Source organism: Amycolatopsis circi (assembly GCF_003385235.1).
Lineage (GTDB): Bacteria > Actinomycetota > Actinomycetes > Mycobacteriales > Pseudonocardiaceae > Amycolatopsis > Amycolatopsis circi.
The window spans coordinates 1-12,022 of the sequence record NZ_PQIA01000205.1; the positions used below are offsets into that span (position 1 = coordinate 1).

General features: G+C 68.5%; 9 protein-coding genes. 5 read left to right on the forward strand and 4 right to left on the reverse strand.

What is annotated here, in order from left to right; translation table 11 throughout:
• Positions 1–544, reverse strand: a 544-nt coding sequence (locus tag D0D37_RS43735; RefSeq protein WP_162834773.1) for a TetR/AcrR family transcriptional regulator, incomplete at its 3' end; no start/stop codon positions are given.
• A gap of 32 nt (positions 545–576) precedes the next feature.
• Here D0D37_RS43735 and D0D37_RS43740 point away from each other — a divergent pair.
• The 4 genes from D0D37_RS43740 (at position 577) to D0D37_RS43755 (ending at position 7,496) form a co-directional block, all read left to right on the forward strand.
• On the forward strand, positions 577–1,794 hold the full coding sequence (locus D0D37_RS43740; RefSeq protein WP_116206450.1) for an erythromycin esterase family protein: 1,218 nt from the start codon (positions 577–579) through the stop codon (positions 1,792–1,794).
• Between the two features lie 331 nt (positions 1,795–2,125).
• A complete protein-coding gene (locus D0D37_RS43745) occupies positions 2,126–3,058 on the forward strand; it encodes a S8 family peptidase (protein ID WP_116206451.1) in 933 nt (310 codons plus the stop codon).
• A gap of 142 nt (positions 3,059–3,200) precedes the next feature.
• The gene (locus D0D37_RS43750) at positions 3,201–6,578 is read left to right on the forward strand and encodes a pyruvate carboxylase (protein ID WP_116206452.1); all 3,378 of its coding nucleotides are present in this window, start codon (positions 3,201–3,203) and stop codon (positions 6,576–6,578) included.
• A gap of 120 nt (positions 6,579–6,698) precedes the next feature.
• Positions 6,699–7,496, forward strand: a complete 798-nt coding sequence (locus D0D37_RS43755) for an arginase family protein (RefSeq protein WP_116206453.1) — start codon at positions 6,699–6,701, stop codon at positions 7,494–7,496.
• Positions 7,497–7,642: 146 nt separating this feature from the next.
• Here D0D37_RS43755 and D0D37_RS43760 read toward each other — a convergent pair whose 3' ends face one another.
• Positions 7,643–8,029 (reverse strand): GntR family transcriptional regulator, encoded by a 387-nt coding sequence (locus D0D37_RS43760; RefSeq protein WP_116206454.1) that lies wholly within the window; start codon positions 8,027–8,029, stop codon positions 7,643–7,645.
• Positions 8,030–8,755 carry a hypothetical protein gene (locus D0D37_RS43765; protein ID WP_116206455.1) on the reverse strand — a complete coding sequence of 242 codons (726 nt, stop codon included), beginning with the start codon at positions 8,753–8,755 and terminating at the stop codon, positions 8,030–8,032.
• 349 nt (positions 8,756–9,104) lie between these two features.
• Here D0D37_RS43765 and D0D37_RS43770 point away from each other — a divergent pair, with 349 nt between their 5' ends.
• Positions 9,105–10,403 (forward strand): PucR family transcriptional regulator, encoded by a 1,299-nt coding sequence (locus tag D0D37_RS43770; RefSeq protein ID WP_116206456.1) that lies wholly within the window; start codon positions 9,105–9,107, stop codon positions 10,401–10,403.
• A gap of 316 nt (positions 10,404–10,719) precedes the next feature.
• Here D0D37_RS43770 and D0D37_RS43775 read toward each other — a convergent pair.
• Positions 10,720–12,022 (reverse strand): DUF6801 domain-containing protein (locus tag D0D37_RS43775; protein ID WP_116206457.1); only part of this gene is annotated, 1,303 nt, incomplete at its 5' end.

A 12,022-nucleotide genomic window follows, 5' to 3' on the forward strand; every position in this document is an offset into this window, starting at 1 on the left:
TCTCCTCCGACACCGGCTCCCGCGACACGAACAGCCGGTAGAACACCGGCCCGCACACCGTCCGGGTCACCTCGTCCGGATCGGTGTCGGCCGGCACCTCTCCACGCGCCACCGCCCGCTCCACGATCACCGCCGCCCGGGCATGCCGGTCCTGGTAGAACTCGCGCAACGCCTCGGCCGCCCGTTCCGAGTGGAACGCCGCCAGCACCGCGGCCGTCGGCAGCTCGCGTTGCCCCGGAGTGGTCAACGCGTGCACCACGTCCAAGGCCATTTGCCGCAAATCGGCGACAAGCGAACCGGTGTCCGCCGGACTCCACGGTTCCTCCGTGCTGAACCGCAGCGCGGCCGCGACCAACCCTTCGCGCGATTCCCATCGCCGGTAAACCGTCGTCTTGTGCACGCCCGACCGTTCGGCGACGGCCTCGACCGTCAGCTCGGTGAACCCGACCTCCGCCAGCAGGTCGAGCGTTGCCCGCAAAACGGCGACGCGCGTGCGTTCCGTGCGCCCGCCCGGCCGGCTGGTCCCGGATAACTCGGTTGCCAATCGCTACTCCTGTTGCATTAGTGTCTCCCAGTATGACACCGCTGAGCACCCGTTCGCCGCTGAACGGCGACGTCGCCTCGATCACCGACCTGATCGGCGGCGCGCGCATCGTCGCGATCGGCGAGAACAACCACCACATCCGCGAGTTCGGCGAACTCCGCGCCCGGTTGCTCCGCCGGCTCGTCGAGGACCACGGGTTCACGGTGCTCGGCTTCGAATCGGGATTCGCCGAGGGCGACCTGGTGCAACAGTGGCTGAGCGGTGGTTCCGGCACCGTCACCGACGTCGGGCGAGAAGGATTCACCTTCTCGCTCGGCGAGTCGGTCGAGGTGCACGACGTGCTGACCTGGATGCGCAGCCACGGCGGCGTCCGCTTCTCCGGCCTCGACCTGCCCAGCTCGGCTGGTTCGCCGCAACCAGCGTTGCGGATTGTCCGCAGCTTCGTGGCGGAAGTCGATCCGGAGGTGCTTCCGCTGGTCGACGCCGCGATCACCGCATCCGAGCCATACTCGGCGGTCAGCAACGCGGTCGCGCCTGGCCGTTATGCGGCAATGGCCGCCGAGGACCGGGACGCGGCGACGGCTGCGTTGACGACTCTCGTAGCGCACCTTCGTTCCCTGTCGCCAGTTTATCGGCAACGGAGCGAGCCGACCCGGTACGCAATCGCCGAACACCACGCAGTCGGCGCGCTCCGTGTCGACACGTACCTGCGCGAGTTGAGCGCGATGATGGCGGGAACAGCACCGTCGCTCCAGGGGTCGTCTCGCGACACGTACATGGCCTCGACCGTGAAGCTGCTTCGCCAGCTGTACGGCGACGGCGAGAAGATCGTAGTGATGGTCCACAACGGACACCTGCAGCGAGTGCCTTTCGCCGCATTGCCGACCATGACGTTCCCTTCCGCTGGTACGCACCTCGCCGCGGAGTTCGGTGACGACTACTTCGCCCTCGGCCTGACCGCGGGCACCGGCACGACCACCGGCCTCGAACCGGACGAGAGTGAGCGTCTCGGCTTCCGGGTCTACGGGCAGCATCTGGAGCCACCCGTCGACGGCAGCGTCGAAGCGGCGCTGGCTGGCGAGGATCCGTGCGTGGTCGATTTGCGGCGAGACCGAGCGCAGGGCCTGACCGGACCGTCGAGCATGAGGCACGCGCACATGTTCACGAAGGTGGACGTCGTGGAAGCCTTCGACGCGCTGGTCTATCTCCCGACGATGTCGACGAGCGCGCACGTCCCGGCCGCGAAGTAGCTGTCGGTCGGGCACCGATTGGCCGTTCAGTGGCGAAACCTGTCGGCCGGTCGACGGATTGGCCGTTCAGTGGCGAAACTCTGTCGGCGCGGTCAGCGGGTGGCCAGGTAATGGCGAGACTCGTCGGCCGTCGGCGATTGGCCAGGTAGCGGCGAAACCTGTCGACCACCCCGTAGTTCGCCACGCAGCGGCGAAACATCGACGGGTGCGGTCATCGGCAACCTCGCTGGCTAATTGCTAGTGCGTCCGGGAAGCCGGTTGCTGGACAGGGACCAGCCCATCGTGTGACGTCGAGTTGCCGCTCGGTGGCGACCGGGATACGACCGCAGGCATGCGGAACCGAGCGGCGCGTGGCCTTTTTTCGGCAACACTGACAATCCTGCTGGTCGCCGGGGTGCAACCGGCCGCGCTGGCGGCGAGCGGGACGCAGGCCAACCCGCCGAGTTGGGCGCTCGACCGGATCGACCAGCGGACCGGCCTTGATCAGAAGTACCACTACGACTCGGACGGCTCGGGCGTCACCGTCTACGTGATCGACAGCGGCGTCGACGCCAAACACCCGGATCTGCAGGGCCGGGTCATGCCCGGCAAGGATTTCCTCACCACTGGCGCGGACACGTCGGACACCAACGGCCATGGCACCCGGGTCGCGGGAATCGTTGCGGGACACAGCTACGGCGTCGCCAAAGGCGCACAGATCTTCCCGGTTCGAGTGCTCGACAAAGCCGGCGGCGGCGCGACCGACACGATCATCGCCGGCCTGAACTGGGTCGCCCAGAACGCACACCAGCCGGCAGTCGCGGTGCTGGGCATCGGCGGCGTGCCGAACGAGCAACTCGACAACGCGGTCAAGGGCGTCTCCGCGGTGATGCCGATCGTGGTTCCGGCGGGGGAGGGCAGCACCGACGCCAGCCAGACCTCGCCCGCCCGAGTGCCCGACGCGATCACCGTGGGTGCGACTGACGTCCAGGACCAGGTCGCGCCCTTCTCGAACTTCGGCACGTCGCTCGACCTGTACGCGCCGGGCGTCGACATTCCCGCACCGATCGCTGGCACGGCCGACGTCGGGACCTTGTCCGGCACCTCGATGGCAGCCGCGGTGGCCGCCGGCGCGGTGACTCTCTACCGGTCCGCCCACCCCGATGCCGCGCCCAATGCGGTCGGCGAAGCAATTGTGCAGGACGCAACGCAGAACGTGGTCAAGAATGCGCCCTCCGGAACTGCGAATCGGCTGTTGTGCACACTGCCTGCGGGAACGCCCTGACGGTTGCGGGACGACGGCTCGGCCAGCATCATGCATGCAGGTCGGCGCGCATGATGTCCATCACCTGGACTACGGCTCCCGCACCGCGGGACGAACCGGGTAACGTGCCTTCGATACCGATCCGAAAAGGGAAGGACCGGGCATGTTCCGCAAAGTGCTGGTGGCCAATCGCGGCGAAATCGCGATCCGGGCGTTCCGCGCAGGCTACGAACTGGGCGCGGGCACAGTCGCCGTGTTTCCGCACGAAGACCGCAACTCGCTGCACCGGCTGAAGGCCGACGAGGCCTACGAGATCGGCGAACCGGGCCATCCGGTCCGCGCCTACCTCTCGGTGGAGGAGATCGTCAAGGCCGCCAAGAAGGCGGGCGCGGACGCGGTCTATCCGGGCTATGGCTTCCTGTCGGAGAACCCCGACCTGGCCATGGCCTGCGAAGAAGCGGGGATCACCTTCGTCGGCCCGAGCGCCGAAATCCTCGAACTGACCGGCAACAAGGCGCGCGCGGTCAAGGCGGCGCGCGAGGCAGGCGTCCCGGTGCTCGGCTCGTCGCAGCCGTCCAGCGACGTCGACGAACTGGTCGCGGCGGCCGAAGAACTCGGCTTCCCGCTGTTCGTCAAGGCAGTCGCCGGCGGTGGCGGCCGCGGCATGCGCCGCGTCGAGGACCCGGCTTTGCTGCGCGAGTCGATCGAGGCCGCCGCGCGCGAGGCCGAGTCCGCGTTCGGCGACCCGACCGTGTTCCTGGAGAAGGCCGTGGTCGAACCGCGGCACATCGAGGTCCAGATCCTCGCCGACGGCGAGGGCAACGTGATCCACCTCTTCGAGCGCGACTGTTCCGTCCAGCGTCGCCACCAGAAGGTCGTCGAGCTGGCCCCCGCGCCGAACCTCGACCCCGAACTGCGCGACCGCATCTGCGCCGACGCCGTGAAGTTCGCGCGGCAGATCGGCTACCGCAACGCGGGCACTGTCGAATTCCTGCTGGACCGCCAGGGCAAGCATGTGTTCATCGAGATGAACCCGCGCATCCAGGTCGAGCACACGGTCACCGAAGAGGTCACCGACGTCGACCTCGTGCAGTCCCAGCTGCGGATCGCCTCCGGGGAAACTCTCGACGACCTCGGCCTGTCGCAGGACAAGATCTACCTGCGCGGCGCCGCGCTCCAGTGCCGCATCACGACCGAGGACCCGGCCAACGGTTTCCGTCCCGATATCGGCATGATCAGCGCCTACCGTTCCCCGGGTGGTTCGGGCATCCGGCTCGACGGCGGAACCGCGTTCTCCGGCACCGAGATCAGCGCCCACTTCGACTCGCTGCTGGTGAAACTCACCTGCCGCGGCCGCGATTTCCGCACCGCGGTCGGCCGGGCCCGCCGCGCGGTCGCCGAATTCCGTATCCGCGGAGTGGCGACGAACATCCCGTTCCTCCAGGCGGTGCTGGACGATCCGGACTTCCGCGAGGGCAACGTCACCACGTCGTTCATCGAGGAACGGCCGCATCTGCTGACCGCCCGGCATTCCGCCGACCGCGGCACGCGCCTGCTCACCTACCTCGCCGACCAGACGGTGAACCGTCCGAACGGCGAGCGTCCGCGCACGCCCGAGGCCGTGACGAAGCTGCCGAAGCTGCCCGCGGATCTCACCCCTCCGGACGGCTCCAAGCAGAAGCTGACCGAACTCGGCCCGGAGGGCTTCGCGCGCTGGCTTCGGGAAACGCCGCAGCTAGGAGTCACTGACACCACCTTCCGCGACGCGCACCAGTCGCTGCTCGCGACGCGTGTCCGGACGAAGGACCTGCTCGCCGTCGCCCCGGTTGTCGCCGCGACTGTGCCGCAGCTGCTGTCCCTCGAGTGCTGGGGCGGCGCGACCTACGACGTCGCGCTGCGCTTCCTCGCCGAGGACCCGTGGGAACGGCTGGAGCAGCTGCGCAAGGCCGTGCCGAACATCTGCCTGCAGATGCTTCTGCGCGGCCGCAACACCGTGGGCTACACGCCTTACCCGACCGAGGTCACCACGGCCTTCGTCGAGGAGGCCACCGCGACCGGCATCGACATCTTCCGCATCTTCGACGCGCTCAACGACGTCGAGCAGATGCGGCCCGCTATCGAAGCCGTCCGCGCCACCGGCACCGCGGTCGCCGAGGTCGCGCTCTGCTACACCTCCGATCTGTCGGACCCGAACGAAAAGCTCTACACGCTCGACTACTACCTCAAGCTCGCCGAGCAGATCGTCGGAGCCGGGGCGCACGTCCTGGCGATCAAGGACATGGCCGGCCTGCTCCGCGCGCCCGCCGCGGCTCGGCTGGTGACCGCGCTGCGCAAGGAATTCGACCTTCCGGTGCACATCCACACGCACGACACCGCCGGCGGTCAGCTCGCCACGTACCTGGCTGCCATCCAGGCCGGTGCCGACGCTGTGGACGGTGCCGTGTCGTCGATGGCGGGCACCACGTCGCAGCCTTCGCTCGGCTCGATCGTCGCGGCCACCGACCACTCCGACCGCAGCACCGGCCTCGACCTGCACGCGATCGGCGACCTGGAGCCGTACTGGGAGAGCGTCCGCAAGATCTACGCCCCGTTCGAGGCTGGTCTCGCTTCGCCTACCGGGCGCGTCTACGACCACGAGATCCCCGGCGGCCAGCTCTCCAACCTGCGCACGCAGGCGATCGCGCTGGGCCTCGGCGACCGGTTCGAGGACATCGAGGCCATGTACGCCGCGGCGGACAAGATCCTCGGTCACCTCGTGAAGGTCACGCCTTCGTCCAAAGTGGTCGGCGACCTCGCGCTGCACCTCGTCGGCGCCGGAGTTTCCCCGGCGGACTTCGAGGCGGAGCCGAACAAATTCGACATCCCCGACTCGGTCGTCGGCTTCCTGCGCGGCGAACTGGGCGACCCGCCCGGCGGCTGGCCGGAACCGTTCCGCACCAAGGCTCTCGAAGGCCGTTCGGCGGCCAAACCGGTCGCCGAACTGTCCGAAGAGGACCACAAGGAACTCGCCGACAACCGCCGCGGCGCGTTGAACCGGCTGCTGTTCCCCGGGCCCACCAAGGAATTCCTCGCGCACCGCGAGGCCTACGGCGACACCAGCGTGCTCCCGAGCAAGGACTTCTTCTACGGTCTGCGCCCGGGCGAGGAGTACTCGGTGGACCTTGAGCCCGGCGTCCGGCTGCTCATCGAGCTGGAAGCCATCGGCGAGGCCGACGAACGCGGCGTGCGGACCGTCATGTCCACGCTCAACGGCCAGCTCCGGCCGATCCAGATCCGGGACCGTTCCATCGCTTCGGACATCCCGGCCACCGAGAAGGCCGAGAAGGGCAACCCGAAGCAGATCGCCGCGCCGTTCGCGGGCGTGGTGACGCTGCAGGTGGCCGAGGGCGACGAGGTGGCGGCTGGAGCGACCGTGGCGACGATCGAGGCCATGAAGATGGAAGCGTCGATCACCGCTTCGGCGGCGGGCAAAGTCGGTCGGCTGGCAATCACCTCCGTTCAGCAGGTAGAGGGCGGAGACCTTCTCATCGTGCTCGAATAGCCTGCTTTCGCGCCACTTTTTTGCCGCACGAGGGGTCCCTTCGCTCCGAATCGGAGCGAGGGGACCCCTCGCGCCATTTGCGGCTCGCCTTTTCCGGGGTGTTCGCGCTAGCGTCGAAGCATGCTGATCAACGCGGTGCCGCAATGGCAGGGCGCGATCAGTCCCAGGGCAAGGGGACTGGTCGAGGGCTGCCGCGCACTTTCCGAACTGGCCGGGCACGTGCTCGGCAAGCCGGTGCACCACGTACGCCAGGACGCAGCGACGTCCGACGTCGTCACCGGGATAGCCAACCGGGCCGTGCTCACGGGCACGAACCGGCAGTTGCAGCTCGCTGCGCTCGAAGCGCCGGAAGGCCCGGTGCTCACGATCGGCGGCGACTGCGGCGTTGAACTGGTCCCGGTCGGCGTCGCGCGTTTCCGTTACGGCGCAACGCTTGGCGTCGCGTGGTTCGACGCGCACGCGGACTTGAACACGGCGGATTCTTCACCGTCGGGCGCGTATCACGGCATGGTGCTGCGGTCGCTGTTCGGCGAGGGCGACAAGGATTTCGCCGCGAGCCCGGCGCTCGAACGCGGCCGGGCGGTTCTGTTCGGCACTCGTTCGCTGGATTCCGCGGAGGAGGAAGCCATTGCCGGCGGCCTCGCTGTGCGCTCCGAGGATGTCGCCGGAGCGCTGAACGCCGCGGGTGCCGACCGCGTTTATCTGCATGTGGATTTGGACATTCTCGATCCCGACGAGTTCCCCGGAGTGAATTATCCGGAGCCCGGCGGGCTCACGATCGCCGAATTGGCCGAAGCAATCGACGGGCTTTCCGGAATGGACGTCGTCGGTGCGGGCATCACGGAATGCGTCGGCACGGAAGTCGCCGCGCTGGAACCCGTGCTGGCCGCGGTGGGGAGGGTGCTGATGGAGGGCTGAACCTCCGGGTCGAGGCGGGAAGATCCGCGCCTCGTCCGGTGAGTGGACCGCGGGAACGCACGGGCAAGAAGGAGGTGTGCCCGAGACCGTGCGGAAGACGGTTCACAGAACGGCGAAAACCGCGCCGGCCGGACGAATGCCAGGATTCACCGCGACGATGCGTCCAGGCTCGCCAATGCCACGCGCACGGCGTCGACGGCTTCGTCCGGCGCGACCCCGAGTTCCCGGCTGTGCCGGGCGTATTCGGCGGCCGCGTTGCGAAGCAGCGTCCCCGGATCCGGCCGGTCGGCCGGGCCGGTCACGACGGTTCCGCGTGCTCGTGCGGTGGTGACCCAGCCGGCGGCCTCAAGCTCGCGGTACACGCGGGCGACGGTCCCGGAGGCGAGCCCGAGGTCCCTCGACAGCTGACGGATCGGCGGCAGACGGGCGTCCCGGGCAAGGGAGCCGGTCGTGATCGCGCGGACGATTTGGTCGTGCACCTGACGCCAAGGCGGAACCCCGCTTTCGGCGTCGACCACTACTCGCAGCGGCATCTATCGCGTTGCCGTGGTTGTCGCGCGCTGCTTCGGCGGCGGGCTGACGATCGCGAGGAACGCGACGACGGTGGCCAAGAACGCGGCGAGCGTGGTGGTGCTCCCGACCGTCCAGCCGAGCGTGGCAGCCGTTCCGGTGCCGAGCCCGAGAGCGACGCGGGCGCTGCGAATGCGCAGTGCCAGGTCGACTTCCGGGTCGCCGGCGGCCGGACGCCGCACCGCGAGGAGCACGATGATCCACGACACCGCGGCCGCGCCGACGGTCACCGCGAGCGGGCCCCATTGCCGCAAAACGGCGAGATGCCCGACGGCGGCGACGGTGGCCAGCCCGGAGACGATGACCGTCCACAACGGAGCGAAATCGAGCACGCCGCGCGGTGCGAGCACGGCTTCCCTGCGGGGTTCCCGCGAGGGGCGCTGCGCGAGGATTTCGGCGGCGAGCCCGCCGAGCAGCACCACGAACACGAGCGAGTTCGCGTTCCGTTCGCCGACGAGATCCGCCGCGCCCGGGATGAGCGGGAGACCGAGGAACAGCCACGGATACCAGAATCGCCGACGGCGCAGGTAGCGCACGGCCACCGACACCTGGTCGGCGGTCGGGTTCCGCACGCCCCACTTCACGAGCAGCCGGGCGCCTTGCTTCTCGCCTGGCCACAACGCGACGAGGATGATCAAGCCGAACAAGCCGGCGATACCGGCGACGGCGAGCGCCGAGTCGAGTTGCATCGTGGACCCCTCCCTCTTGTATCAAGTACATGCTACAAGGGGGCGGTCAGCTCTGCCGGATGACGCTCTGTGGTCGGCTTCGGCGTCCGCTGGGTCGCCGCTGAAGGCAGGCAGCTGGATTGGCCCGTTCGTACGCACGGCGTGGCGCGCCTGGTGGTGTGTTGTCGCGATGTGCCGCCCTGACCTCGTGAACTTGTCACAAACGTGACAAGAAATCGGTTTCTTCCCGGACTGGTGACACGTTTGGCGTTGGTTTTTCGATGTGTCGGGTGTCACCCCGCAATGAATGCGGGGGTTCCGGCGGTGCCGTGGCGCGGTCGGGGAACCGGGGCGGAGCGAAGGAGCTGCGATGTCGGTGGAGCGGGGACTCGATCACGCTGTGCCGCCGGCTGCGCTGCCGCGCAAACTCGCGGAGATCCTGAGACCCGAACTCGCGAGCCTGTCCGCCGAGATCGTCGACGAAATCCGCGCGACGATTCCGGCCTACGCCCGGCCGCTCGACGGTCCGTACGGGAGGTCGATCCGGGCGGGCGTCGAGTATGCGATCACGCTGTTCGTCGCGCAGATCGCCGACCCGCGGGCGTCGAAGGAGCAGTCGCACGAGGTGCACCATCGGCTCGGGCAGAACGAAATGCGGGAGGGGCGGAGCCTCGACACCCTGCAGTCGGCCTACCGGGTGGGCGCGCGCGTGTCGTGGCGCCGGATCATGCGCGTCGGACGGCGAGCTGGCCTTTCGTCGGCGGTGATGTCGCAGCTGGCTGATGCCATGTTGGCGTTTATGGACGAATTGGCATCTGTCGCGCTGGATGGCTACTTAGAGGCGAAAGCTCGCACCGCTGGCGCATTGGACACCTGGCGGCGACGGCTGCTCGGCGTCTTGCTGGAGGTGCCGGCCGCTCCGCCGAAGGCGATCGCGGAGCTGGCGCAGCTCACCGGGTGGGCCGTGCCGGAACAGGCGTCGCCGATTGCCGTCCATTCGCCACTGAACGGCAAAACCCGCCGACACGCGACGTTGGACTCGGACGTTCTGGCGGAACTGGACTCCGCCGAGCCGTGCATCGTCGTGCCAGGTGCCGTCAATGGTGCGCGGCTGGCGACGCTCCAGGCAGCGCTGCCGAATTGCCGACTGTCCGTTGGACCTTGTGTGCCGTTGGCCAGCCTCGCCGATTCCCTGCGCTGGGCGCGTCGGACACTGGTTCTCGCCGATAGGGGGCGAATCCCTGGTGAGCGGGTGCTCCGCGCGGAGGAACACCTCGCGGCTCTGCTGGTGCATTCGGATGGTGCGCTGACCGAACTCCTCCGTACCCGGCTGTTCGCGCCGTTGGGGGAGATGACTGACAAGCAGCAGGAGCGCCTGCTCGAGACGCTGCGCGCCTGGCTCGACAGTCAGGGGAACGTGGTCGAGATCGCCGAGCGTCTGCAAGTCCATCCGCAGACGGTGCGGTATCGCATGCGACAGCTGCAGGCGACGTTCGGCGAGTTGCTGCGCGATCCTGCTGCGCGGTTCGAAATGGAACTCGTCTTGCGCGCGGCCGCGGATGACCAGCCACGTTCAGGACTTCCTTGGCCGCCGCATCTCACCGGGACGAACGTGGTGCCCGCTACCCGTCGGCCGACTTCGCTCGAAGGCTCGCCCAGTCGCCGCTGAGTGGCGAATCCTCCGCGGTCGGCACGGAGGTTGATGGCATGCGTGACGAATGCCGACGAACGTTCGCGTCGCGGGAGTTGCCGACGTCGACTGGCACCGGTCCCGCGCGACGGCGCTTCGCCGCTTTACGAGATCGTCATTCTCGGAGAAAAGTCGGGCACTTCACCAGGCTGCCGACCACGGGTAGGCCGGGTTCGCGGGGAGGGCGGTGACCACGGCTTGACGTGACGCAGCGAAGCCCGGTCCACTGGTGACGTTCGCTCTTCGGAGGCTGCCGGAAACCTCAACCGTTTGGCAGCCGGTGCGGTGGTTAGTTTCAGCCAGGAGGCGGCGTGTCGGGGATCGGCTTGCACTTGGTGTGATCCGGGTATTTGTTCGAGGCGCATTCGGAGAAGTTGACGTTGACCACCTTGGCCTGGTTGACGTTCGTCGTGGTGGAGGCCATGCCGGTGAGCAGCGGGCTGAGCGGTTCGGCGGTGCCGCAGTGGACGAACGGCGGCAGGGCGAAACCGCGGTAGTCGGGGTCCGGCGAATTCGGGTCGGTGCTGATGACGCCGCCTGTCGTGGCGTTGTATTTGCCGGACAGGTTGAGGGACACGGGTTTGGCGGTGACGCAGTCCGGGCCGAGATCCAGTGGCACGCCGTTGATTCGGGCATTGCTCATCCGCGCCATCACCTGGACATGGGTGGTCAGGCGGACGCCGCCCCAGAGCTGGCCGGTGAGGTCGATCAGCTTGGAATTGCGGTAGTCGACGGGCAAGAACTCCACGGTGGCGCTCACCGGCACGAATCCGAAACCCAGGAAGGTCGCGGTGACGGGGCGGAAACCGACGACGCCGGAGATCGTGCTCGGGTCGCGCGGGATGTAGTCGGGCGGGTCGAGGATGAGGGTCCAGGATCCGTTGAGGATCGCGGTCCGGCCGCTGGTGACGGTGGCGCCCAGCCGATAGATCGACGAGGTCGCCGTGACCTGGACGTAGTTGAGCGGGGTGACGAGCGGGAAGCCGTCGTCTTTCGGCGAGACCGCGTTGGGCTCGGCCGCGGGCGGCGCTGGCGGCGGTGAAGGAGCCGGCTTGTCCGGGCTCGGGGCGGTCGTGGGCGGCTGGGTGGCGAGGATCGACGCGAGCGTGGTCGTCTGGTCCGGGAGGAGAGTGCAGGCGACGGGGGTCGCCTCGGCGGCGCCGTCGGCAGCGGATTTCAAGGCGAGGGTCGGGGCACCGACGTCGAAACTGACCTTGCCGGGGACGGTGATTGCTTGCTCCGGCAGGTCCGCGGTCGCAGTGAGCTTGACGTCGCCGGTTTCCGGCAGCGGGGTCGCGGCGACGGTGAACGGCGTGGGGATCGCGGTGTGCTTGTCGCCTTGATGTGCGGTGAGATCAAGAGTGAGGCCGCCGCGGATGCCGTCCGAGGCGGTCGGCACAAGCTGGGCGGCGACGGCATGGGGGAGCACGAAAGACGCGGTCAGGGCCCGGAATTTCAGTCCGGAGCCGACCTGCACCGTCGCGGGTACCGTGGCTGAGGCGGTGAGGGTGATTTGCTGGGAGCCGGCGGGGGCGCCGAACGGGCAGTCGAGGACGACGTCTTTGCTGACTTGCTGCTCGCCGCCCGATGGCGGGGGC

Bases quoted from the DNA above. Each gene is read 5' to 3' on its own strand.
- D0D37_RS43740 (WP_116206450.1), top strand. From the start codon at position 577: ATGACACCGCTGAGCACCCGTTCGCCGCTGAACGGCGACGTCGCCTCG.
- D0D37_RS43745 (WP_116206451.1), top strand. From the start codon at position 2,126: ATGCGGAACCGAGCGGCGCGTGGCCTTTTTTCGGCAACACTGACAATC.
- D0D37_RS43750 (WP_116206452.1), top strand. From the start codon at position 3,201: ATGTTCCGCAAAGTGCTGGTGGCCAATCGCGGCGAAATCGCGATCCGG.
- D0D37_RS43755 (WP_116206453.1), top strand. From the start codon at position 6,699: ATGCTGATCAACGCGGTGCCGCAATGGCAGGGCGCGATCAGTCCCAGG.
- D0D37_RS43760 (WP_116206454.1), bottom strand. From the start codon at position 8,029: ATGCCGCTGCGAGTAGTGGTCGACGCCGAAAGCGGGGTTCCGCCTTGG.
- D0D37_RS43765 (WP_116206455.1), bottom strand. From the start codon at position 8,755: ATGCAACTCGACTCGGCGCTCGCCGTCGCCGGTATCGCCGGCTTGTTC.
- D0D37_RS43770 (WP_116206456.1), top strand. From the start codon at position 9,105: ATGTCGGTGGAGCGGGGACTCGATCACGCTGTGCCGCCGGCTGCGCTG.